20 protein-coding genes are annotated in these 25,101 nt (G+C 35.8%); 19 read left to right on the forward strand and 1 reads right to left on the reverse strand.

Annotation, left to right across the window (positions count from 1 at the left end):
* Positions 1–4: 4 nt before the first annotated feature.
* The 17 genes from sdaAB to HALSA_RS02520 all read left to right on the forward strand — a co-directional run bounded on the left by sdaAB (position 5) and on the right by HALSA_RS02520 (position 21,249).
* Positions 5–667 (forward strand): L-serine ammonia-lyase, iron-sulfur-dependent subunit beta, encoded by a 663-nt coding sequence (gene sdaAB, locus HALSA_RS02440; protein ID WP_013405057.1) that lies wholly within the window; start codon positions 5–7, stop codon positions 665–667.
* A 12-nt stretch (positions 668–679) separates the two neighbouring features.
* Positions 680–1,552 (forward strand): L-serine ammonia-lyase, iron-sulfur-dependent, subunit alpha, encoded by an 873-nt coding sequence (gene sdaAA / locus HALSA_RS02445; RefSeq protein WP_013405058.1) that lies wholly within the window; start codon positions 680–682, stop codon positions 1,550–1,552.
* 137 nt (positions 1,553–1,689) lie between these two features.
* Positions 1,690–2,466, forward strand: a complete 777-nt coding sequence (locus HALSA_RS02450; protein WP_013405059.1) for a PRC-barrel domain-containing protein — start codon at positions 1,690–1,692, stop codon at positions 2,464–2,466.
* 266 nt (positions 2,467–2,732) lie between these two features.
* Positions 2,733–4,754 (forward strand): excinuclease ABC subunit UvrB, encoded by a 2,022-nt coding sequence (uvrB, locus tag HALSA_RS02455; RefSeq protein ID WP_013405060.1) that lies wholly within the window; start codon positions 2,733–2,735, stop codon positions 4,752–4,754.
* A 68-nt stretch (positions 4,755–4,822) separates the two neighbouring features.
* Positions 4,823–7,633 carry an excinuclease ABC subunit UvrA gene (uvrA, locus tag HALSA_RS02460; RefSeq protein WP_013405061.1) on the forward strand — a complete coding sequence of 937 codons (2,811 nt, stop codon included), beginning with the start codon at positions 4,823–4,825 and terminating at the stop codon, positions 7,631–7,633.
* A gap of 178 nt (positions 7,634–7,811) precedes the next feature.
* The gene (locus HALSA_RS02465; protein WP_013405062.1) at positions 7,812–9,413 is read left to right on the forward strand and encodes an ABC transporter substrate-binding protein; all 1,602 of its coding nucleotides are present in this window, start codon (positions 7,812–7,814) and stop codon (positions 9,411–9,413) included.
* A 97-nt stretch (positions 9,414–9,510) separates the two neighbouring features.
* Positions 9,511–10,500 carry an ABC transporter permease gene (locus HALSA_RS02470; RefSeq protein ID WP_013405063.1) on the forward strand — a complete coding sequence of 330 codons (990 nt, stop codon included), beginning with the start codon at positions 9,511–9,513 and terminating at the stop codon, positions 10,498–10,500.
* Positions 10,500–12,296, forward strand: a complete 1,797-nt coding sequence (locus HALSA_RS02475; protein WP_013405064.1) for an ABC transporter permease — start codon at positions 10,500–10,502, stop codon at positions 12,294–12,296. Before HALSA_RS02470 ends, HALSA_RS02475 begins: the two co-directional genes overlap by 1 nt.
* Positions 12,247–14,526, forward strand: coding sequence for an ABC transporter ATP-binding protein (locus HALSA_RS02480; RefSeq protein WP_013405065.1), 2,280 nt, complete (start codon positions 12,247–12,249; stop codon positions 14,524–14,526). The genes HALSA_RS02475 and HALSA_RS02480 overlap by 50 nt, the downstream gene beginning before the upstream one ends.
* Positions 14,527–14,673: 147 nt before the next feature.
* Positions 14,674–15,291: a glycerol-3-phosphate responsive antiterminator gene (locus tag HALSA_RS02485; RefSeq protein WP_013405066.1), complete on the forward strand. Its 618-nt coding sequence runs from the start codon at positions 14,674–14,676 to the stop codon at positions 15,289–15,291.
* A gap of 198 nt (positions 15,292–15,489) precedes the next feature.
* Entirely contained in the window at positions 15,490–16,224 is a 735-nt protein-coding gene (locus tag HALSA_RS02490) for a glycerophosphodiester phosphodiesterase (RefSeq protein ID WP_013405067.1), read from the forward strand.
* 57 nt (positions 16,225–16,281) lie between these two features.
* On the forward strand, positions 16,282–17,310 hold the full coding sequence (locus HALSA_RS02495) for a C4-dicarboxylate TRAP transporter substrate-binding protein (RefSeq protein ID WP_013405068.1): 1,029 nt from the start codon (positions 16,282–16,284) through the stop codon (positions 17,308–17,310).
* 104 nt (positions 17,311–17,414) lie between these two features.
* Positions 17,415–17,951 carry a TRAP transporter small permease gene (locus tag HALSA_RS02500; RefSeq protein ID WP_013405069.1) on the forward strand — a complete coding sequence of 179 codons (537 nt, stop codon included), beginning with the start codon at positions 17,415–17,417 and terminating at the stop codon, positions 17,949–17,951.
* Between the two features lie 33 nt (positions 17,952–17,984).
* Positions 17,985–19,265 (forward strand): TRAP transporter large permease, encoded by a 1,281-nt coding sequence (locus tag HALSA_RS02505; protein WP_013405070.1) that lies wholly within the window; start codon positions 17,985–17,987, stop codon positions 19,263–19,265.
* Positions 19,266–19,318: 53 nt separating this feature from the next.
* Positions 19,319–19,726: an MgtC/SapB family protein gene (locus HALSA_RS02510; RefSeq protein ID WP_013405071.1), complete on the forward strand. Its 408-nt coding sequence runs from the start codon at positions 19,319–19,321 to the stop codon at positions 19,724–19,726.
* A 91-nt stretch (positions 19,727–19,817) separates the two neighbouring features.
* A complete protein-coding gene (locus HALSA_RS02515; RefSeq protein WP_013405072.1) occupies positions 19,818–20,537 on the forward strand; it encodes a glycerophosphodiester phosphodiesterase in 720 nt (239 codons plus the stop codon).
* A gap of 169 nt (positions 20,538–20,706) precedes the next feature.
* Positions 20,707–21,249 carry a transposase gene (locus tag HALSA_RS02520; protein ID WP_013405073.1) on the forward strand — a complete coding sequence of 181 codons (543 nt, stop codon included), beginning with the start codon at positions 20,707–20,709 and terminating at the stop codon, positions 21,247–21,249.
* Between the two features lie 87 nt (positions 21,250–21,336).
* On the opposite strand, the gene HALSA_RS02525 is transcribed toward HALSA_RS02520, so the two are convergent.
* A complete protein-coding gene (locus HALSA_RS02525; protein WP_013405074.1) occupies positions 21,337–22,893 on the reverse strand; it encodes a PTS sugar transporter in 1,557 nt (518 codons plus the stop codon).
* A gap of 244 nt (positions 22,894–23,137) precedes the next feature.
* Here HALSA_RS02525 and HALSA_RS02530 point away from each other — a divergent pair, with 244 nt between their 5' ends.
* Together HALSA_RS02530 and HALSA_RS02535 are read left to right on the forward strand one after the other, a co-directional pair.
* Entirely contained in the window at positions 23,138–23,716 is a 579-nt protein-coding gene (locus HALSA_RS02530) for a hypothetical protein (RefSeq protein WP_013405075.1), read from the forward strand.
* Between the two features lie 184 nt (positions 23,717–23,900).
* Positions 23,901–24,962 (forward strand): SARP family transcriptional regulator, encoded by a 1,062-nt coding sequence (locus HALSA_RS02535; RefSeq protein WP_013405076.1) that lies wholly within the window; start codon positions 23,901–23,903, stop codon positions 24,960–24,962.
* The last annotated feature ends 139 nt before the right edge of the window (positions 24,963–25,101 follow it).

Below are 25,101 nucleotides of genomic sequence, written 5' to 3' on the forward strand. Positions count from 1 at the left end.
ATAAATGGGTATATTTGAAATTATGGGGCCGGCGATGATCGGCCCTTCAAGTTCTCATACTGCAGGTGCTGCCAGAATAGGTAGGATGGCTGCCCTGCTTTTTGCAGAAAAAATAGATAAGGCTGTTGTTAAACTCCATGGTTCATTTGCTGATACGGCTGTTGGTCATGGTACAGATAAGGCAATTATCGGTGGGCTTTTAGGATTTAAGCCTGATGATGAGCGGCTCAGAGACTCTTTTAGCCAGGCTGAAAAAAGCGGGATGGATTATTCAATTCAAGAAGTCAAGTTAAGAGATGTTCATCCCAATACAGCTTTAATTGAATTATATAATCAGGCAGCAGATAAATCTATTTCCGTTCTGGCTTCCTCTATCGGTGGAGGCAGCATAGAGGTCAGGGAGATCAATGGTAGTGCGGTTAAATTAACTGGTAGGCTGCCTACTCTCTGGATCAGGCATAAGGATAGACCGGGAGAAATTGCGTTGATAACCTCAGTTTTAGGAAAACATCAGATTAACATTGCTTTTATGCAGGTTTATAGGAATCGGAGAGGGGACATAGGGTCTTCGATTCTGGAATTAGACCAAAAACCTCCCCAGGCTGTGTTAGATGAATTAGAAAAGTGCAAAGATATCTATCAACTTAGATATCTGCCTGCACTGTAAGGGGGATAGCAGATGGAGTATAGAACAATAGAAGAACTTTTAAATTTAGCTGAAAAAGAAAATACTTCTCTCGCCGAAATAGTTTTACGGGTGGAGATGGAAGAAAGTGAACTCAGCAGAGCCGAGATAGAAAAGATGATGGTGGATAATTTAAAGGTCATGCAGCAGTCAATAAAGAGAGGCTCTAATAATAAGATCAAAACAGGTGGAGGTCTGGTTGGTGATGAAGCCTTAAAGATGAAAAAATACTATCAAAATTCTCCTCAGGGTCTGGGGCTCTATAATAAGGTGATTACCTATGCTCTGGCAGTGGCTGAGGTAAATGCTGGGATGGGTAAGATTATTGCCGGACCAACCGCCGGGGCAAGTGGGATTGTTCCTGCAGTAGTAGTTGCCTTAGCTGAAGAATCGGAGCTTGATGATCATAAAGTAATTCAGGCCCTATTTACAGCTTCCGGACTTGGCTATGTTATCTCCAAAAAGGCTACTCTTTCCGGGGCAGCAGGAGGCTGTCAGGCTGAGTGTGGAGCAGCGGCTGCAATGGCAGCTGGGGCAGCTGTTGAGTTAAAGGGGGGTACTCCTAAAATGGTGGTTAATGCCTTTGCCCTGGCTTTAAAAAATATGCTGGGACTTGTTTGTGATCCGGTGGCAGGTTTGGTAGAAGTACCCTGTGTCAAAAGAAACGCCTTTTCAGCAGCTCATGCTTTAACTGCGTCTTCGATAGCCCTGGCAGGTATAGAAAGTGTTATTCCTGCTGATGAGGTAATCAATGCCATGACCGATATTGGAGAGCAGATGCCAGGTTCATTAAAAGAAACTTCAAAGGGTGGGCTGGCTGTTTGTGAAACTGCTTTAAAAATTAAAGATCGACTATTCAATAACTAGGAGACTTGCGGGTCTTCTTTTTTTGTAAATATTTACTTGAATTATTGGGCTCAATCTCCTATACTATTAACACAAATTAAAAGCTGATCAGATTCACCCCTTATATTCTCTGGAGAAGATTTAAGGAGGAATAAATTATGCTGAGGAAATTAAATGACCTTAAAGGATTTACGGTTCAGGGTAAAAAGAAAGAATTAGGTAAGGCCAGTGATTTTTACTTTGATCAAGATCATTTTGTGCTCCGCTACTTAGTTTTGGAAACTGATGGCTGGTTGAAACAGGAACAGACCTTGATTTCTACCGATGAAATTGAAGCTGTTGATTACAATAAAAAAGAAATTAAAACAGCCATGACGGCAGAAGAATTAGAAAATGGCCCCAGCCTGGAGAAAAATAAGCCGATTTCTAAAATAATGGAGGAAAAGGTAGTAAAATATTATGACTGGCCCCTTTATTGGGCGAGTTCTACCCCGGGTGGAGTACCTACTATACCAGCTGGTACAAAAATGAGAGAAAAATTATTTGATTTTGAAACCCTGACTGATGAAGAAAAACAGGAAAAAGAGGAAGAACTTGATTCGAATCTCAGAAGTTTAAATGAGATAAGTGGTTATGAAATTCAGGCTGTCGATAAGAGTTTTGCTAAGGTTAAAGACCTATTTGTCGATGAAGAAGATTGGCTGATCCGTTATTTATTAATTGATACTCGTAAAATATTGCCTGCCAAAAAAGTAATAATTGCCCCTGAATGGATTCGCCATATCAGCTGGGATAGAAAGCAGGTTTTTATTAAGAAAAGTAAAAAAGAAATTAAAAATGCCCCTAAATACAAAGAAGATGATGCTGAAAAACTAGTTGATAGAGAGTATGAAAAAGATCTTTATGATTATTATGATGAGCCTGAGTATTGGTGATGAATTTTAAAATATATTATATTTTTAAAGATTAAGAATCCTTAATTGGATTCTTTTTCTTTTGCAAAAATAGCAAATTAGCATTGAAATTGGACTTTAAATTAGTAATAATTATTGATATAATAGAAAAGTGACAAAACATACATTCACTTTTAATTGAATTTGTTAATAGCTTACGGAAAAAAACAATGATTTGAAGTATAATGATTGTTCACGATTTAAATAATTGTTTAAAATTTAATTCAAACTATTGGGGGAGATATTTTGTGAAAGACGGAGAATTTAAACTTAAAGCCCCTTTTGAAGCAAAAGGAGATCAGCCAGAGGCGATAAAAAATCTGGCTAGAGGAATAAACAAAGGCTATAAACATCAGACCCTGCTTGGGGCAACAGGTACAGGTAAAACATTTACCATGGCCCGGTTAGTTGAAGAGGTCAATAAGCCAACCTTAGTTATTGCCCATAATAAAACACTGGCAGCTCAGCTGACCAGTGAATTCAAAGAGTTTTTTCCTGAGAATGCTGTTGAGTATTTTGTCAGTTATTATGACTATTATCAACCAGAAGCTTATGTGCCCCAGACTGATACCTATATAGAAAAAGATGCTTCCGTTAATGAGGAGATAGAGAAGCTTAGACTTTCAGCTACCACTTCACTTTTTGAGAGAAGAGATGTGTTAATTGTGGCAAGTGTTTCCTGTATTTACGGACTTGGTTCACCTGATGATTATCTTGATCTCTCGCTTCATATTAAGGTGGGAAAAATAATGGAGCGGAAAGAGATTACCAGAAGTTTAACTTTTATGCAGTACAGCCGCAATGATATGGATACCTCCCGCGGCCATTTTAGGGTTAAAGGAGATGTGATTGATATTTTTCCTGCTTACAGGGATGTGGCGATCAGGGTAGAACTTTTCGGTGATGAGATCGAAAGGATCACTAGAATAAATACTGTAACAGGAGAGGTGCAGGCAGAAATTGATGAGATGACAATTTATCCTGCTTCTCACTTCGTAACACCAGAGGATAAAGTTAAAAGAGCTATCAAAACAATTTCTGCTGAGTTAGAAGAACGATTAGAAGAGCTCAGATCTGAAAATAGACTTGTAGAAGCCCAAAGGCTTGAGCAGAGAACCCGCTATGATTTAGAAATGCTTGAACAGATGGGTTTTTGTTCAGGAATAGAAAATTATGCCCGCCATCTGGCAGGTAGAGAAAAAGGTTCAAGACCGATGGCCCTCTTAGATTATTTTCCCGATGATTTTATGGTGATCATTGATGAATCACATATGACTGTTCCACAAATTGGCGGGATGTTTGCGGGGGACCGTTCTCGTAAAGAAAAACTTGTTGAATATGGTTTTCGGCTTCCTTCTGCTCTTGACAATAGACCATTAAATTTTGAAGAGTTTCAGGAGGTTGTACCTCAGGCGGTTTATGTATCTGCAACACCTGGCCCTTATGAGAAAAAACACAGCCAGCAGATTGTAGAACAGATAATTAGGCCGACAGGTCTGGTTGATCCTGAGGTCGATGTGAGGCCTACTAAAGGTCAGATTGATAATTTATTGGAAGAGATAAGACAGGTTGTTAAGGATGAAGAAAGGGTTCTGGTTACAACTTTAACTAAAAAGATGTCAGAAGATCTTACAGAATATCTGGCAGAGGCTGGAATCAGAGTTCGTTATCTTCACTCAGATATTGATACAATTGAAAGATCTGAGATTATTCGTGATCTCAGGCTGGGAGAGTTCGATGTTCTGGTGGGTATTAATCTACTGCGAGAAGGATTAGATCTCCCTGAAGTATCCAGAGTTGCCATTCTCGATGCAGATAAAGAAGGCTTTCTGCGTTCAGAAAGAGCCTTAGTGCAGACAATTGGTAGGGCTGCCCGTAATGTTGGTGGTAAGGTTATTATGTATGCTGATAAAATAACTGATTCAATGCGTAAAGCCATAGATGAAACCAGGCGGAGGCGAGAAATTCAAATTGAATATAATCAAGAACATGATATAACTCCAGAGACGATTATAAAACCTGTTCGTGATGTGCTAAGACCGGTAGAAATGGTTGTCTCTGAAGATAAAAGTCGCTATTATGACAAAAGTAAAGCTGGTGAAAGTGAAGAAGAAAGAAAAGAAAATTATGCTCAAATGAGCAGAAAAGAGATCCACCAGTTGATTTTAGATTTAGAAGAAGAAATGGAAGAAGCTGCAGGTAACCTAGAATTTGAAATCGCAGCTCAGATCAGAGATGAAATAGAAGAACTAGAAGCAGAACTAAGTTAAAAAATATAAATAGGTACCAGGTACTTTGGTACCAGGTACCTATAACCTATAATACAAGAGGTGTAATAATGGCAAAAGATCGAATAATCGTTAAGGGTGCTGAGGAGCATAACCTTAAAAAAATAGATTTAGAAATTCCGCGTGATAAATTAATAGTTATAACAGGCTTAAGTGGTTCTGGTAAATCTTCCCTTGCCTTTGATACAATTTATGCAGAGGGACAGAGGCGCTATGTTGAATCACTATCTGCCTATGCAAGGCAGTTTTTAGGTCAGATGGAAAAACCTCGGGTGGAATATATCGAGGGTCTTTCTCCTGCAATTTCTATCGACCAGAAAACCACCAGTCGTAATCCCCGTTCAACTGTGGGAACCGTTACCGAGATTTATGATTATCTGCGTCTGCTTTATGCTAGAGTTGGGATTCCTCACTGTCCTGAGTGTGGTCAGGAGATAAACTCTCAAACTGTTGATGAAATTGTAGATCAGGTCTTAGAACTTCCGGAAAGAACAAAGATTATGGTAATGGCTCCAATTGTAAGGGGGCGCAAGGGTGAACACGAGAGAACCTTTCTCCAGGCGGTAAGAGATGGTTTTGTCAGGGCCAGAATCGATGGCGAAATCATGCTGCTCGAAGATGCCCAAAAACTGGACAAAAATATTAAGCATGATATAGAGGTTATAGTTGATCGTTTGATAGTTAAATCAGGGATCAGAGAAAGACTGGCTGATTCGGTTGAGACCGCTTTAGAATATGCTGATGGCCTGGTTATGATCAATGAGGTTGATGGTGAAACAACAACCTACAGTGAAAAGTTTGCCTGTGTTGATTGTGGGATCAGTTTAGAAGAAAAATCCCCAAGAATGTTTTCTTTTAACAGTCCTTATGGGGCCTGTGAGAATTGTGGTGGTCTGGGGGTTAAAAAAGAATTTGACCCGGAATTGATCCTGGATCAGGACAAATCAATTGCTGATGGAGGGATAATCCCCTGGAAAAACTCTTCCAGCCGCTATTATCCAGCCCTTTTAGAGGCTTTAGCTGAAAAACATGATTTTAGCCGTCAGACTCCACTTAAAAAACTGGATGAAGATTTAATTAAACTGCTCCTTTATGGCAGCAAAGAAAAGATCACCTTCCCTTATACCAATCGTTATGGTAGGACCAGGGACCATACAACTAAATTTAAGGGGGTAATCGGCTATTTGCAAAAACGGATGAGTGATTCTGATTCACCCGGAACCCATAAACGGATGGAAAGATATATGAACGAAATACCCTGTCAGGTTTGTGGGGGCCAGCGTTTAAAGCCGGAGGTACTCGCAGTAACAATCGGTGGACTTTCTATAGCAGAATTTACTTCTTTTTCTATTAAAGATGCCTATGATTTTTTAGAAGAGGTAGATTTTGATGAAAGAAGGGCTTATATAGGCAAAGAGATCCTCAAAGAAGTCAAGGCCAGACTGCGTTTTTTACTTGATGTTGGTCTGGAATATTTAACCCTTGACCGTTCTGCCGGAACTCTTTCTGGAGGAGAGGCCCAGCGAATCAGGCTGGCAACCCAGATAGGTTCAGGTCTAGTCGGGGTATTATATATACTTGATGAGCCGAGTATCGGCCTTCATCAAAGAGATAATAATCGTTTGATCAACACCTTAGAGCATATTCGTGATCAAGGTAACACAGTAATAGTGGTTGAACATGATGAAGAAACTATTCGTTCAGCTGATCATATTATTGATATTGGACCTGGAGCAGGAAAACACGGAGGAGAAATTGTTGCTGAAGGCAATGTTGATGATATTATCAATGAAAAAAGGTCTTTAACAGGTCAGTATTTAAATGGCAGTAAGAAGATCGAGATTCCTGAAGATAGATATCAACCGAATGGTAATTGGTTGACTATTGAAGGGGCCAGGCAGCACAATCTTAAAAATATAGATGTTGATATTCCTCTGGGAACTTTTACCTGTGTTACAGGAGTTTCAGGTTCAGGTAAAAGCACTCTGGTCAATAATGTTTTAAAAAGAAGATTGATGCAAGAAATCTATGATTCTACCCTTCATCCCGGAGATCACGATGGGATAAAAGGTTTAGAACAGGTAGATAAGGTGATCAATATTGATCAGTCACCAATCGGAAGAACACCGCGATCTAATCCGGTAACCTATACCAAGGTTTTTAACTATATTAGAGATGTATTTGCCAGTACTCCAGAAGCCAAACAGCGTGGTTATGAAATTGGCCGTTTCAGCTTTAATGTTAAGGGAGGCCGCTGTGAAGCCTGCAAAGGCCAGGGAGAAGAACAGATAGAAATGCACTTTTTGCCTGATGTTTATGTTCCCTGTGAGGTCTGTGATGGCAAAAGATATAATAGGGAGACCTTAGAGATAAAATACAAGGGTAAAAGTATAGCTGATGTTTTGGATATGAATGTAGAGGAAGCTCTTGAGTTTTTTGAGAATATTGAAACCATCAGGCGAAGACTGCAGACTCTTTATGATGTTGGCCTGGGTTATATTAGATTGGGCCAGCCGGCAACAACACTTTCCGGTGGAGAAGCTCAACGGGTTAAAATTGCTAAAGAGTTGGGTAAAAGAAGTACCGGTCAGACAATTTATTTATTAGATGAGCCGACAACCGGACTCCATTTTGATGATGTAAAAAAACTTCTAAGTGTACTTCACCGTTTAAGAGAAGATGGTAATACAGTCATCGTAATCGAGCATAATTTAGATGTGATAAAATCTGCTGATTATATTATTGATTTAGGACCAGAAGGTGGAGAAAAAGGTGGACAGTTAATTGCCAAAGGTAGCCCGGAAGATGTTGCAAATAATGAGAGCTCATATACAGGTAGGTTTTTAAAAGATATACTTTAGATCAATTTAGAATTAATTGACCCCAGCATTTTGTTGGGGTTTTTCCTTTTTTTGTTATTAATAATAAATATTAATCCTTGAATAAGCGTATCCATAATTGACGGTGGTTGAAAATTATAATATAATAAAATATAGTATTAAAAATATTTTCACAATTTAAACAAGGAGGAGATCGAAGATGCGAAGCAAGTTTTTACTCTACTTATTTGTACCAATTCTTGTAATCGGATTGAGTTTGGGAGTCTCAGCAGAAAGGGTACCTGAATTAAATATCATGACAACTACGGAAGGTTATGATCCGGTTCGTTATGAAGCGGCTTTTTTAATTCAGGAAAATTTAGCTGAATTGGGAATTGAGGTCAATGTTTCTCCAACCGAATTTAGTACATTAATTCAAAATTTCTATAATGAACAGGATTTTGAAATTGCTATTGCAGGTTGGTCAGGCAGGGTTGATAGACTTGATCCTCAGCACTTTTTAGGCACTTTAGAGTCTGGACAGGCTGATCTTGGTGGTAATAATCCGGGTGGCTATGTAAATGAAAGATATGATGAGCTATTTCAGATGCAGTCAAAAGAATTTGACCAGGATTTAAGAAGAGAATATGTTCTGGAAATGCAGGAAATAGCTATGGATGAACAGCCTGTTAACATACTCTTTTTTAGAGATGAGGTTGTAGCATATAATAGAGATAATTTCACAGGTTTTGTGCCAATGGCAGGAGAAGCTATTTATAATGAATGGATTCCCTTTGATGTTGAGCCTTTAACTGATGATAGAAGTCTAACAATCGGAACAACCCAGGAGCCGGATAATATTAATCCTCTTGATTCCACAACAGTTTGGGGCTGGAAATTCATGAGGATGTATTATGATAAATTAATCCGTCTTTCCCCAGATATTGAGCCTTTACCATGGGCTGCAGAATCTGTAGAAGCAATTGATGATAATACGATCGAGATAGTTTTAAGAGATGGAATGTACTTCCATGACGGTGAACCTGTAACTGTAGATGATGTTAAATTTAGTTATGATTATTATCAAGAACAGGATTTTGCTTACTTTAGGCCTTTTTATCAGCCTTTAGAAGAAGTTATAGTTGTTGACGATAATACATTGCATTTTGTTCTCGAAGAACCAACATCATTCTTTATAACAGTAACTTTAAGTCAGATTCCTATTTTACCTAAACACCTCTGGGAAGACATCGAAGCTGCAGATCAGCTTTCTCCAGAAGATGTACCAACTGTAGGAAGTGGACCACTGGTATTTGATCAATATGATCGTGGTGAGTACAAACGACTGGTTAAAAATGAAGATTACTTTAAAGCAGATGAGATAGATATTGATGCAGTTGATTTTAATATTTATGCCGATTCTGAAGGGGTTTATACTGCTTTAGTAACAGAAGAAATTGATATGACTGCCTGGAGATTGGAACCAGCTCAAATTGATCTTGCCGAACAGGAAGATCACCTTGAAGTAGTTAGTGTTCCTGATTTTGGGTATTATCATATGACCTATAATTTAAGAGTTCCTCCAATGGATGATATAGAATTCAGAAGAGCTTTAGCCCATGCGGTACCTTATGAAACATTTATAAATGTTCTGCTGGATGGCTTAGGTGAAAGAGGGACTTCAATAATTGCTCCTGTTAATTCTTTCTGGCATAATCCGGATGTTCCTCTCTATGATTATGATCTCGATTTAGCCAGAGAAAGATTAGAAGAAGCAGGTTATTGGTGGGATGATGAAGGTAGACTGAATTTCCCTCAATAAAACAATAATATAATTCAATATTAAAATAGGGAGGGGGTTCCTCCCTATTTTTTTTCAAATCAGAAATTGCATACAGAAATTTCAATGAGGTGAATTTATGGGTAAAGGACAATTTTTCGCAAAAAGAATAATTCAATTAATAATAACTTTTTTTATAATTTTAACTATACTATTTTTTCTGTTTCGTTTGGCTTTACCTGATCCAACTGCAGCTCTGGTTATGGATGGACTTTCTGCAGAAGAGCAGGCACTGGTCAGGGCTCGTTTTGGTCTTGATAGGCCATTAGTAGAACAGTATTTTATTTATTTAAGGAATTTTATGACAGGTGAATTTGGGATGTCATTTCATTATAAGTCGGCTGTTTTTCCGATTTTGATGGAAAAACTTTTTAATACCCTGGCTTTGATGTTGCCAGCAATTTTTATTTCTTATTTGATAGGGCCACTTTTGGGAGTGTTATTATCCTGGAAAAGGGGAAGTAACACCGAATTTGCAGGTATAGTAGGGGGGCTCTTTTTGCGTTCTGCCCCTGTATTTTGGACCGGTATGATTTTTATTATGATTTTTGGGATCTGGCTGGGTATATTACCAACCAGTGGGATGAGAACCCTACCTTACACAGCAAGTGGTAACTTTGATAAAATAATGACTTTAGATTATTTGCGGCATCTTATCTTGCCGATGACGACTATAGCCCTCTATTATCTTGGTCTACCGATGCTGATAATGAGGAATACTATGTTGGAAATTATGGGTGAAGATTTTATAGAATTATGTCAGGCAAAGGGTTTAAGTGAACGCAAGATAATGTATAAACATGTTGCCCGTAATGCTCTTTTACCTGTTGTGACCCAGGCTGCGATTACAATTGGCCTTGCGGTTGGCGGACAGGTAGTAGTAGAGGTGGTCTTTTCCTGGCCGGGATTGGGTAGAGAAATGATCCAGGCTGTTCGGACAAGTGATTTTCCGATGGCCCAGAGTGCTTTTATGATGATGGCCGGTCTGGTCTTAATTATGAACACAGCAGCTGATTTGCTTTATAGTTATTTAGATCCCCGGGTTGTACTTAAGGGGGGAAATAAATAATGGCTGATAAAAAAGCTTTTAAAGAACGGCTGAAATATTTCAAGCCGATGCTGCTTAATCTTTTTGAACCATTTAAAATAATATTTAAAGATCCTCTGGGTAGAATTGGAGCGGTAATTTTATCGATAATAATTTTAACCGCAATTTTTGCACCTTTACTTGCAACCCATGATCCCAATCAGATGAATGAAAGAATTGAGGGAAGCTTAATACCCTTTGATGAAGATGGTGAGTGGAAAGATTATCAGGTTGTTGGAGAATATCCCTTTAATGAAGTTGCAATCGGTGAGGATTATGAAATAGCAGCTGCAGATGGTGGATATATATATTTGAAAGAGATTGGTGAAAGCTGGCAGGAATTTAAAATGGAATTAGATATTGATTTTCTGGCTGCCGCTGTTTATCAAGAAATGAAATTTGTGGCAGGAGAAGATGGTATAATTTTAAGGGAAGTAGATGGCAGCTGGCAGAGGATGCCTACAGATACAGATCAAGATATTAATGATTTAGTTATAATCGGTTCTGATCAGGCTTATGCTGTAGGTGATAATGGTCTCTTTTTGCGCTGGGATGGTGTAGAATGGAGTCAAATCGATAGTGGTACGACCAGGAATTTGAGGGAAATATCATTCAGTGCTCCTGAAGATGCTATAATAGTTGGTGATAGAGGTAGTATAATTCATTACAGGGATGGTGAATTATCTGAACCTTCTTATCGTGGATTTATGGATTCAACTTTTAGAAACTTGCTGGCTGTTTCCTATTTCAGTCCCAATCAGGCTATAGCTGTTGGAGAAAGAGCAACAGTTATGATCTATGATGGTGAAAATTGGTATGCAGATGATAGTGGAGCTTCCCGCTCTCTTAATGGTGTTATCCATATTTCTGAATCGGAAGCATATGCTATTGGTCTTAGAGGTACTATTTTAAAATATGATGGCGAAACATGGGAAACCCTTGATCGGATTACAAGAAGAGATTATCGTGGAATCAGTTATGGCTCAGAAAAGGGCTATATTTATGGAGTAGAACCATATGTTAATGAATTGGCCACTCCTTCTCGTGATCACTTTTTTGGGACAACCCACCTGGGGCGTGATATTTGGAGTCAGGTTATGTATGGAACAAGGACAGCTCTGATGGTTGGTATTATAGCAGCCCTGGTGGTTAATTTTATTGGTGCAACAGTAGGTTTGATTGCAGGATATTACAGGGGTGGTGTAGATAATTTTTTGATGCGAATTGTTGATATAATGTACGGTTTGCCATTAGAACCATTTGCAATAATCCTGGTTTTAATCTTTGAACCCAGCCTCTGGATTATAATTATGGCGATTGGGCTCTTGACCTGGAGAACCAATGCACGGATAATACGTTCTCAGGTTTTATCTCTGGTAGAAAGACCCTTTATTAAAGCAGCCAGGGTTGCTGGAGCCAGTGATGCAAGGATAATGCTTATTCATATAACCCCCAATATTTTACCACTGGCATTTTTACAGTTGGCAGTTGCAATGGGATATGCTATTACAGCAGAAGCAACACTAAGTTTTCTAGGTCTTGGGCCACCACAGATTTACAGTTGGGGAACAATACTTCATTCAGCTCGACTGTCTGGAGCCTGGCGTACAGCCTGGTGGTGGGTAATTCCACCTGGATTATTTATCTGTGTGACAGTGGTCTCAGTCTTTTTAATTTCTAGATCACTGGAAGTTTTAACAAATCCAAGATTGAGAGGAGGTAGAGATAATGCTCCTGAACCTGAAGAATCTGAAGACATATTACCGAATGGACAATAAAATAATCAAAGCAGTAGATGGAGTTTCTTTTCAACTAAAATCAGGAGAAAATCTCGGCCTGGTTGGAGAAAGCGGCTGTGGTAAAACTACAACCGCTAAATCTATAAATCGTATTTTACCAACAAATGGTGGAATAGTAGCCGGTGAGATCAATTTTCAGGGTAGAGATCTGGCCCGCTTAACAGAACAAGAATTAAACAAGGTGCGCTGGCGTGATATTGCCATGGTTACTCAAAGTGCTATGAATGCTTTAAACCCGGTATACAAGATAGGTGAACAGATGGTTGAGGCTTTTCAGACCCACATTAATATTTCTAAACAGGAGGCCCTTGATCGCTCAGCGCATTTATTTTCACTGGTAGGACTGGAAAAGAGCCGTTTAAATGATTATCCCCATCAGCTATCTGGAGGTATGAAACAAAGGGTTGTTATTGCGATGGCGATGGCCTTAGATCCACCTTTAATTATAGCAGATGAACCTACCACTGCTCTGGATGTTGTAGTTCAGGATGGGATTTTAAAGCAGTTTGTCTACCTGCAAAACAAAATTAATTCTTCCATAATTTTGGTTACTCATGATATTTCAGTAGTTGCAGAACTATGTCAGCGAACAGCAGTTATGTATGCCGGCCGGATCATGGAGCAGGGAAGTACTAGAGAGATTTTTAAAGAGGCCTATCATCCCTACACATTGGGACTTATTAATGCCTTTCCAACCCTAGAAGCGGCGAAAGAAGAGCTGATTTCTATACCTGGTTCTCCACCAAATTTGGCCAGAGAATTAAATGGCTGCAGGTTTAAAGAAAGGTGTCCTTTTGCTACAGAACTCTGTGAAAAAGATCCAGAGATTCAAGAGGTTGCAGATCAACATCTAGTAGCCTGTCATTATCCTGGCCGGGTACAAGAATTTAGAGAAAAAGCTGTGTTGCCTGCTACCTGGGATCAAGAGATGAATACTATTAAAGTGAAAAGCAAGAAAAAAAGGAAATCAGTTCTGGAAGTAGATGGTTTGAGAAAAGTGTTTGAGTTAAAAAGCAAAGATTTTTTTGGTCGAAAAAAAAGATTGCTTAAAGCAGTAGATGGGGTTAATTTCAAGGTCAAAGAAAAAGAGATACTCGGTTTTGCTGGAGAAAGTGGTTCTGGTAAATCAACCTTAGGAGAATTGGTTGCTCGACTGCAGCAGGCTACTGAAGGGAAGATTCTTTATCTGGGTAGGGATATATCAGATCTAAAAAGGAAAAGATTAAAATCTTTCAGAAAAGATCTGCAGGTTGTTTTTCAGGATCCCTATGAAACCCTTAATCCCCGCTTTACAGTGATGCAGACGATTATGGAGCCTTTAAAAATTCATAAGATAGGTGATAACTTTTTTGAGAGGTTAGAAAAGGTAAAAGAAGCTCTTCATAAAGCTGAATTAAGACCTGTAGAAGATTATTTAGAGCGCTTTCCTCATCAGTTATCCGGTGGACAGCGTCAGAGGGTGGCCCTGGCGAGAGCAATAGTTTTAGAACCAAAGTTTATCATAGCTGATGAACCTGTATCTATGCTAGATGTTTCAGTTAGAGCTGGGATCCTTAATTTGTTGAAAAAATTAAGAGATGAACTGGGAGCATCTATAATTTATATTTCTCATGATCTGGCAACAATCCGCTATATTTGTGATCGGACAGCTATATTGTACTTAGGTAGGATCATGGAAATTGGCGAGACCGAAACTGTGATTTCAAAAGCATGTCATCCTTACACTAAAATGCTGCTTGCAGCAGTTCCAATTCCAGATCCTGATCGAAATAGAGAAAGGGTGGATCCAAGAGGAGAAATACCAGATCCAATAGAATTACCTAATGGCTGTCGGTTCCATGCTCGCTGTGCTCAGGCAACACCGAACTGTGGTTTTGAAGCAAAAGATGTTGAAAAGGTTATTATTAAAGCTAAAAATCATCCGGATTATCCTGAAGTTTATAGTCAATTTGAACAGATCAAAAAAATAGAGATCAAGGCTTATAATCTGGAGTTGACCGTTGAGCTTAAGACTGATGATAAAGAAAGTTTTGAAGAATATCTCTGGAAAATAGCTGCCGAATGGAATAAATCACTTCCCAAAGCAGTAGTTGATTCCAGCTGGCAGGGAAATAAACTGATGATAGAATTTGCCGGTAAAGATGAGCCTGAGTTAAGAAAAAGCAAAACAGGTCAGGATGTAGCCTGTGTACTTTATCCAAAAAAATAATTATTACGTACCAGGCACCAAAATTGGAACCTGGTACAATTTTGGTGCCTGGTACATAGAACTAACTTTTTTAACTTGTAATTAATAAGATAATATGTTATAATATATGAGCATGTAAATTTTAATCGATGCTAGAAAGGATTTTGTATGCTCTATATTGAAGGACTGTTAAAAAAATCACCCGTTATACCAGCTGTCAAAAGTTTAAGTGATATTCAAAAAGTCCCAGATCATATTAATGCTATTTTAATATTGGATGCGGATATTCTTTATGTAGAAAAAATGATAGATCTTGCTGTACAGAAGGATCTAATAATATTTTTACATATAGATTTATTTAAAGGTATCAGCAGAGATGAATATGGAATTAGATATTTAGCTAGAAAAACAGGGATTGATGGTATTGTCTCAACTAAGGGATATTTGATTAAAATGGCCAGGGAAGAAAATTTAATTGCCATTCAAAGATTATTTATTATCGATTCTTCCGCCTTCGATAAAACTTTGCGGATAATTGAAGATGCTAAACCAGATATGATAGAAATATTACCGGGTTTGGTTTATCCGAGGTTAGCAAAAATATTGAGGCGAAAGATTAAACAACCCCTTATTGCCGGTGGGATGATAACAAATAAAAAAGATGTTGAAGATATTCTTCAAAAGGGTGCAACTGCTATATCCTCTAGTGACAAAAATATCTGGAAATATAAAGATTTTCAAAAAAATGAAAAAATCTCTTCACAATCCTTTAAATACTCTTTATAATTGTATTTGTCGTATTAAATTTTTGCGTTTATTTTAAATATTCAAAATATAATAAATACAATAGGTGAATCAGAGAAGCCCTATTTGTTTAATTAGAATGACTGTTTAGAAAGTTTAAGCAGCCAGCACCCCAACTATGCCTAATTAAACAGATAGGGATTTTTTATGCCTAATTTATAGAGGGAGGTGAAAAGAAGCTTGTCTGAAATTTTAAATATAGCCCACAAGGGAGCCTGTGGTTATTATCCAGAAAATTCTCTGCTGGCTTTTGAAAGAGCTGTAGAAATGGGCTGTGATGCTTTTGAAATAGATGTACAGCTGAGCAGTGATGGGAAAATAGTGGTCTTCCATGATGAAGAGTTGGATAATGTTAGTGATGGATCAGGTTTTTTGAAAGACCATACCTGGGCAGAATTAAAAAACTTAGAAATAACAGATAATAATGAGGATGAAAAATATGGAGTGCAGAGAATTTTAAGTTTAAAAGAGTTGTTAAAAATGATGCAGAAAAATGACATTATTTTAAACTTAGAACTCAAAAATGATCTTATTGATTATCCTGGAATGGAAGAGAAGGTTTGTGAGATGCTTAAAGAGTATAAAATGCTCGATAGGGTTATTGTTTCGTCATTTAATCACTATTCATTAAGAAAATTTTCAAAAATCTGTCCAGAAATTGATCTGGGAATACTCTATATGACGACCCTTATCAAACCTGAGAATTATGTTGATTCTTTAGATTTTAAAGTGAGATCACTTCATCCAGCAGCTAAAACTTTGGATCAAGAAGTTGTTAAGGGAATTAAAGCTTCTGGTTATGAGATATATCCTTATACGGTCAATGAAAAAGAAGAACTAAAAAAAATGATCGAATTAGGAGTAGATGGAATTATTACTGATTATCCAGATAGATTAAAAGAGATATTAAAATAAAAATATATTTTGAGTAATTTCACAAAAATAAATAAGAGATTAACAAGGAGGAGAAAAATGAAAAAGTTAAGTTTAGTTATGGCAGTAGTTTTATTTACAGGTGTTATTTTAATAGGTGTAGGTGGCAGTATGGTTTCAGCCGATGATGATTTTCAACTTACATTAAGATTGAGCCATGTTTTCAGCCCAGAAGAACAGCTAACTAAGTCAATGGATTTAGTTGCCGACAGCATTAGAGAAAAAACTGATGGGGCTATTAATATTCAGACATTCCCTCAGGGCCAGATCGCCGCTTATAAAGATGGTGTAGAACAGGTTGCAAGAGGTGCTAACTTTATTTCTGTAGAAGACCCAACTTACATAGGTGATTACGTACCTGATTTTACAGCTATGGTTGGACCGATGCTTTACAGTAGTTTTGATGAGTATGTAGCTATGACTGATACAGAGCTGGTAGAAGAATTGAAAGAGGAATTAGCAGAAGAACATAATATTAAAGTTTTATCGCTTGATTATGTTTTTGGATTTAGAAATGTGATTACAGATGAAGTTATAGAAACGCCTGAAGATTTATCAGGGTTAAGAATTAGAGTTCCAGGAAGTCAGCTTTTCATCGAAACTTTAAATGCAATGGGTGCTAATGCAACTCCACTACCCTGGGGAGAAACGATCTCAGCTATGCAGCAGGGTGTTGTAGACGGTATTGAAGGATCAGAGTTTACAAATATAGGTAACAGTATTTATGAAGTAAGACAAAATGTTGCTTTAACCCGTCACTTCTTAGGAGCTTGTGGTGTTTATATCAATACAGATGTATGGGACAGCATTCCTGAGAGATATCAGACTATTATTCAAGAAGAATTTGATGAAGGTGCAGTACATATGGTTGAATTGCTTGATTCTCAACATGCTGATGTAGTAGAAGAATTAGAATCCCATGGTGTAGAGTTTAATGAGGTAGATTATGATGCTTTTGTTGAAGCTACTGAAAGTATTTATGATACTTTCCCAGGCTTTAGTGATGATATTTATGAAAGACTACAAAATGAACTAGAAATTATCCGTCATGATTTAGAAAATCAATAAGCAGAAAAACCTTAGTTGGTTCTAGTCCTAACAGATGAAAATTAATTTTGGATTCTGTTAGGACAAAATTAATTATTCAATTAATTGAGGAGAAATTAAAAATTATGAAAAAATTTATTAAAAATTTTGAGGAATATTTAAGTTGTTTTTTTATATCAATCACGGTTATTCTCGTAATTATTAATGTTATTATGCGTTATATTTTTAATTCTGGTATTTTTTGGACTGAAGAGCTTGCAACATACTCTTTTGTCTGGAGTGTTTTTATAGGGGCAAGTGCTGCCTATAAAAAAAGAATGCATATTGGAATTGATTTATTAACTAGAATAGTTCCAAAAAAATTAAAAGAATTAAGTAAAATGTTGATAAACTTTTTTATGGTATTGATAAATGGCTATATCGCATATTTAAGTGTGATTTTTGTTTTAGAATCTGTTGGAAGGCCAACACCAGTTTTGGGTATCTCTTCAGCTTTCGTAAATGCATCTCTTTTAGTGTCATTTTCTTTAATGACTTTTCATGCTGCTCACTTTTTTATTAAGAACTTATTAATCTTTCTGAGTGATGAGAAAGAGAAAAAGCTGAGAAGAGCAGAAAAAAGTGTGGGAGTAAAGACTGAGATTAAAGAAGAAATTATATAATATTATTTATTTAAAAAGAGAGGATGGTTTTTAATGCAATATGCTCCAGTTGCTGTTGTATTTTTGTTATATTTTACAGGAATTCCAATCGCATTTGCTTTATTCGCAGCAGCTATTTATTATTTTGCCTTTATAAATGTTGGGATGCCTGTAGATCTTGTCTTGCAGAGATTTATTAGTGCAACCGCTTCATTTCCTTTGCTTGCAATTCCATTTTTTATAATGGCAGGAACAATTATGAATTATTCTGGAATTAGTTCTAAGTTAATGCAAATGGCCGATGTTTTAACTGGACACATGACAGGTGGTCTGGCCCAGGTAAATATAGTTTTAAGTACTCTTATGGGAGGTATTTCTGGTTCTGCTAATGCTGATGCAGCAATGCAGTGTAAGATTCTTGTACCAGAAATGGAAAAGAGGGGTTATGATAAAGCTTTTTCCACTGCAATCACTGCAGCTTCATCTGCAATTGCACCAGTTATCCCACCTGGTATTAATTTAATTATTTATGCTTTAATTGCCAATGTTTCTGTTGGTAAAATGTTTATAGCTGGTTATACACCTGCTTTAATTATGGCTTTTACATTGATGCTTACCGTGGCAGTTATTTCTAATAAAAGAGGTTATAAGCCTTCCAGGGAAAAAAAAGCCACTTTTAAAGAAATTTTGATTCAGGTTAAAGAATCAGTTTGGGCATTATTTCTACCTTTTGGTATAATATTAGGATTAAGATTTGGAATGTTTACCCCGACAGAAGCAGGAGCTATAGCTGTTTTATTTACTACTTTGGTTGGTTTATTTGTTTATAAAGAATTGGAATTAAAGCATTTCCCAATTATTTTAAAAGATACTGTTTATGGAACCAGTACAGTTATGTTCATAATTGTTGCAGCATCTGTGTTTGGTTATTATATGAGCTGGGAAATGATTCCTCAAGCCATTTCAGCCGTAATGCTGGGAGCAACTGAAAGTAGAGTTATGATGCTTTTATTAATTAATGTTCTATTTCTAGTTGTAGGAATGTTTTTAGAAGGGGGAGCTGCTTTAATTATATTAGCCCCTTTATTGGTACCAGTAGTGACAGGTTTAGGAGTTGATCCAATTCACTTTGGAGTTGTTGCTATCGTTAATATAATGATTGGAGGTATTACCCCTCCCTTTGGTTCGATGATGTTTACATCCTGTAGTATAACAGGTGTAGCAATAAATGATTTTGTCAGAGAGGTTATACCATTTATTTTAGCCTTGATAGTTGCATTATTGGTTGTAACTTATCTACCTGGTATAGTAATGTTTTTACCCAATCTTTTTTAGGGGGTTAAGTTATTAACATGATCAATTTTTCGAGTTAGGAGGAAGTTGAAATCTTGCTAGAATATACAATTAGAATTATATTATCGGGAGTGCTAGGTGGAGTAGTAGGCTATGAAAGACAAACTAGAGATAAGGCAGCTGGTATAAGAACTAATATACTCGTGGCTGTAACATCCTGTTTGATTATGATAACTTCATTTAGGTTAGCAATGGATCTCGGGCCAACTGATGCTTATGCAGATGCAGCAAGAATCGTTGCTCAGGTAGTTAGTGGAGTTGGTTTTATTGGAGCAGGCACTATTATAAAACATAAAGATAAGGTAAAAGGGCTTACAACTGCTGCAGGATTATGGGCAGTTGCAGGTTTGGGTATAGCAGTAGGGCAAGGTTATTATTTTATTGCAATTGTTGCAACTTTAGTAATCCTCTCTACCCTGGCTTTAAGTTCTTTGTTCCATTAAATTTTAAATTCTTGATATAGTCATATTATGATAAATAACAGCTGTCGTTTTTTGGCAGCTGCTATTTATTGAATAAGGAGATGATAAGCAAGTGGCTAAAATATTAAATATTGCTCACAGGGGAGCCAGTGGAGCCTATCCAGAAAATTCGATGTTGTCTTTTAAAAAAGCTATAGAAATGGGCTGTGATGGACTGGAAGTTGATGTCCAGCTCAGCAGTGATGGGGAAGTTGTGATTTTTCATGATAAAAAACTTGATAGGGTGACTAATGGTAGTGGATTACTCTGTCAGCACAGTTTTGCCGAGTTAAAAAAACTAGAAATTACTAATAATAATCAAGATAATAAATTTGCTCTGCAGCGTATAGTTAGTTTAAAAGAACTGCTAAAAATGCTGCAGGAAAATGAGATATTTTTAAACATAGAACTTAAGAATATATACATAGATTACCCGGGCTTAGAAGAAAAAGTTTATCAACTTTTAAAAGAATTTGAAATGATAGATAGGGTAGTTATTTCATCTTTCAATCATTATTCTCTGCAGAGATTTGCCCAGATAAGCAAAGAGGTTGGTTTAGGAATTATATATTTGGCTAATCTTATAGATCCAATTGCTTATGCAGAATCTTTAGGCTTTAAACTTAGATCATTTCATCCTCTCTACAGCAGCTTAGATAAAGAGAGGGTAAAGAAAATTAAAAATGCAGGTTATGATATTTTTACTTATACCGTTAATGATAAAAATGATATTACATATGTCTCTGATTTAGAAGTAGATGGAATAATCACTGATTATCCAGACAGAATATAATAAGTACCAGGTACCGCCAGTAAAAACACTGCTATCTGGCGGTACCTGCTTCATTTTAAACCTATACGTACCTGGTACCAAAAACCAGGGTTTTTTATTAAGTTTAATGGAAATTATTGTAATTATATGGTATAATTATATAAATAACTTAATGAAAGGTTGATGAAGTATGCCAAGAAAAAAACGAATTTGGTATCCGGGAGCTGTATATCACATTGTGAATAGGGGAAATAGAAAATCAGAATTGTTTAGGGATCAGGCTGATAACAAATATTTTCTTAACATAATGTTAAAAGCCAAAAACAAATTTAACTTTCAATTATTTTCATATTGTTTAATGATTAATCATTATCATTTAGAAATTCAAACAAATGAAACTGAAATATGGAAAATTATGCGCAGTGTTAACCTTCATTATGCAAAATATTTTAATAATAAGTATGATCTTTCGGGACACCTGTTTCAGGATAGATATAATTCAACTATGATAGAAAATAATTACCAAAAACTTCTTGTTAGCCGATATATACATTTAAATCCAGTTAGAGCAAATTTAGTTAGTGAGGCAGCAAAATATAAATGGAGTAGTTTTGGGGTGTATCTGGGCAAAAGAAAAAGTGAGTTAGTAACGACCGAAGCTTTACTAAGTTTTTTTGCTAATAATAGCAGAAAAAAATATAAAGACTATGTAGAATCTTTGATTAAAATTTAAAAGTACCGAGAAGTACCAGGTACCACCAGAAAGAACACTGCTATCTGGCGGTACCTGCTTTATTTTAAAACTATACGTACCTGGTACTTATTCCACGTGTTTTATTTTGTTGGCCATTACTGTAAAAGTGAAAGAAGATATTAAAGCTACAGCCATAGAAATTGCGAATCCGATTCCATTATTAGATAAAAAAGGAGCAGAAAAAGAAGGCACATAGGCTGTTCCTCTAACTCCTAAAAAGCCTACAAAAGCTCCAGATATTGCTCCTGAAACCATGGCTCCAGCAAAGACCAATTTATCTGAAAACATGAAAGGATAGGAAGCTTCAACAAAGGTTCCAAATCCCATGTTAATTAAAAATCCTGGTAAAGCAATTGCTGTCTCTTTTTTCTTTTTTGGAAATAGTATATTGGCCAGGGTAATACCTGCAGAAACCATGACCAGGCCGGTCATATCTATTGCGCCAAGAAAACTTGAACCGGTCTGTTCCATTTCTAAAAGCACAATTGGAAGTATTGCAGCATGATAAACCCCGCCAATAATTGCCGGCCAGATTAAAAATCCTGCCAGAGCACCAGCCAATACAGCATTATAATTAAGAGCCATTTCAATTAGATCTCTAATCCCATTCCCTAGATAAAGGGTAATTGGTGCCAGGATAAAAAAGACTAAAAAACCAGCTGCCAGTCCTGCTATTCCACCCGCAACTATATTTGCAGTTGTACCGGGGAAATTTAAATTTAAAGTAAATCTGATCAAATAAAGAGCTAAAATACCAGCTAAAATACCACCTGCTAAACCACCAATGATCCCACCATCAGTAGACAATACACCGGCAACTATCCCAGCAACTACACCAACCTCATCCAATCCCGAAACCTGTTTGGCTGCTATTGCTGCTATGATAACAGGTAAAGCATTGATTAAAAGATCAAAAGCATCACCTAAAGGAGCAAAGGCAGGTACTTTACTTAAAGCAAGGGTAATAGCCATCGCTATAAAACCTGGTAGAGCTGCCATCATAATACCTCTAAAACTTATTCGCTTTAAGATGTTTTCATCCACTGCTGAATTAGAACTTTCTGCAGAACCAATCACCGGTTTGTACTTAATATTCCAGTATTTCGCTAGGGCCTGAATGGCCGCAACAGCTCTGGTCCTATTAGTGGTACCTGTTGTGCCAGAGGTTGAAATTACATTTGCCCCCATATATTGAACAGCAGCCATAGAACTACCACCTGTTCCTACTACAGGGATATTTTTTTCAACAGCAGCTTCAACTGCTTTTTTATTAACACCTTCCGGATCACAGCTGACAAGTATTAAAGCATCTATTTCTTCTTTTTCTATCATTTGAGCAAGCTTTTGATCTTCTTTTTCAGCCATTTTATTTATTTTTTTTATCTCTTTTTCCTCAGAAATTTCTATACTGTCTTGATTACCATCCCAGCTGTAAAGCCTGGCCTTAGTTTTGGCATTCACATTATCCATTGATTTATTGGCTCCCACAAACTGTACTGCAGCAATTTGCAGTTTAGCTGCCTTAATCTGATTTTCTATTTCTTCGATCAATTTGATCGGATTTTTGCCACCTGAATTATATAGATTACCACCACTACTGCCCAAAATCGCAATATTTTTCACTAAATCTCCTCCTTGATTTATTATACTTTAATACTTTAATAGTTTAATAAAGTAAAATATTTAATTTCAATCATTATTATAACTTTTATTTGCAAATAATTCAATTAAAAAATATATTATGCAGGAATTTTTAAGCAAATAAAGAATAATAGTATATAGCAATAAAAGTAAATTATAATAATTTTATCAATTAAAGCAAAATAAATGTAGAAAAATATCTTTTTTTGGGGAAGGGTGTAGTATTATGGATTTATATGATATTTTTATTTCAAATTCAAAAGTTGATTTTATAAAAAAAGTTGGTCTGGAAGATTGGTGGGAGTCAGCTTTTACTCCAAAAGAAAGAAAATATATTAGGAGCAGAAATAAAGATTTGTTCACTTTAGAAAACTATGATGATGTTTTGAATTTTCTATATTTACTTGCCAGTAATTTGTTTACCAAAAACACCGAAAAACATAGAAGATTAGCTTTTATAATCCTAAAAAAAGCCGTAAATTCCACAGAAGATCAGTTAAAATTGTTTGATTTATATAATTTAATCATTTACATGTTAGATAAATATCAGGATCCGTCTTTTTATAGCTCAGAGAGATTATCTGATTATTGTCAAAAACAGATTGAGATTTCTGAAAAAGTTTTAAAAATAATTAAAGAGGAAGATGAAGAAAGCGTTAAACTTTTTAATCATCATGGTTATAAAATACTGGCAAAAATGAAATTAAAGCAGGGAAAAACAGCTGAGGCATTAAGTATTGCTAAAACAGCAAAATCACAAAACTGGTCAGGTGAATGGGATAAAATCATTTGCTGTATAGAATAAAATATTCAGAAAATTAATTTATCTCGTTATTATTTACTTGTTTAGTAGAGCAATAAAGTATATAATAAATAAAGAGATTAATAATGAGATTAATAATTATTGTTGATAACAAAATGAAAACATTAAGAATTTTAATAAAAGTTAAAAGCAAGACTAAAATTTTGTTCAAAGAGAGGAGAGTTTTATGAATTCTGTTGTATATATGGGTGATCGTGAAAATGATGATATTTTAAATGTATTAAGTTCTGACACAAAAAACCTTGAGATCTCAGATGTTTTTTATTCTGCAGAAATCCTCCTTGATTTTTTAAGAGAAGATGAAGAAAAAATAGATATTATCTTTCTGGATATAGATAAGAATGAAGATGATATTTTTACTTTGGTTGAAAAATTATTAAAATTATCTCCTGAATTTAATTTTGTCTTTATGATTTCTAAAAATCATGATTTTTTAGAAATATTACAAAACAAAGAGTTGTTCTATCTTTTAAAGCCTATTTCTGCTGCTGATCTTAAGGTAGTGATCGAAAAGGTTAGAAAAGAAAAGCAAAGTGTTGGTTCTTTAACTGAATTATATATAGAAACTCAGGGAGATATAAGAATCTATGATGTCGATAGAAATAAGCTTAATATAAATTGGCCTGATTCAAAAACAAAAGAATTATTCGCTTTTTTACTTCATCATAAAGGTGAATTTGTAAGTAGAGATAAAATTATTGAAAAACTCTGGGGAGCAAACGATAACAAAAACTTTAGAATATTATTTTTCAGCACCCTGTTAAAGCTCCGAAAAATTTTCTCTCAATATGGATTTGATAATCTTATAGAAGCAAATTTGACAGCTTATAGAATTTCATTAAAAAGAATTGAAGTAGATTTTATCAAAATTGAGATTCTTTTAAAAAAATCTATCACAAACAAATATAGAGTTTATAAGTTGTTGAATTTATTAAAAGGTAGTTATTTAGCTGCTGATAATTTTGACTGGTGTAAAGAATACAGAAAAGAATTTGAAAAAAGAATAAAAAAAGAATTAAATCATGCCGCAGAATATTTTATGTCAGTAGGTCAGAATACAATTACAAAAAATATCTTAACTACACTTATAAATATAGGAGTAGTGGATGAATCTGTTTATGATAAACTTATAAACATCTATAAACGAGAATGTAATAATGAGAAAGCTGAACAACTTTTAAAAGAATTAGATAATATTTCAAAAGAAGAACTAGCTTCAATAATTTAAAATAGCTAAAATTTTTAGTTCTAAGTTTTTTCAGTATTAATTTTAATTAACAGACCAGCAATTATTAGTGCTGGTCATTTTTTTGTCTGGATAATTTTTAAAAGAATTCTGCTGATTGATAAATAGCTTTAAATCAATT

The sequence above is a fragment of the Halanaerobium hydrogeniformans genome (assembly GCF_000166415.1).
GTDB classification, from domain to species: domain Bacteria; phylum Bacillota; class Halanaerobiia; order Halanaerobiales; family Halanaerobiaceae; genus Halanaerobium; species Halanaerobium hydrogeniformans.